General features: G+C 55.2%; 1 rRNA gene. It reads left to right on the top strand.

The features are described 5' to 3' along the window. A 16S ribosomal RNA gene (locus HMPREF0072_RS10550) occupies positions 1-241 on the top strand; the annotation flags it as partial.

The following is a 241-nucleotide window of genomic DNA, read 5'->3' as shown; positions in this document are numbered from 1 at the left end:
CTGGTAGTGGGGGATAACGTCCGGAAACGGGCGCTAATACCGCATACGTCCTGAGGGAGAAAGTGGGGGATCTTCGGACCTCACGCTATCAGATGAGCCTAGGTCGGATTAGCTAGTTGGTGGGGTAAAGGCCTACCAAGGCGACGATCCGTAACTGGTCTGAGAGGATGATCAGTCACACTGGAACTGAGACACGGTCCAGACTCCTACGGGAGGCAGCAGTGGGGAATATTGGACAATG

The organism is Anaerococcus lactolyticus ATCC 51172 (assembly GCF_000156575.1).
In the GTDB taxonomy this organism is placed as follows: Bacteria; Bacillota; Clostridia; order Tissierellales; family Peptoniphilaceae; genus Anaerococcus; species Anaerococcus lactolyticus.
This window is presented reverse-complemented; position numbering and strand designations above follow the sequence as displayed.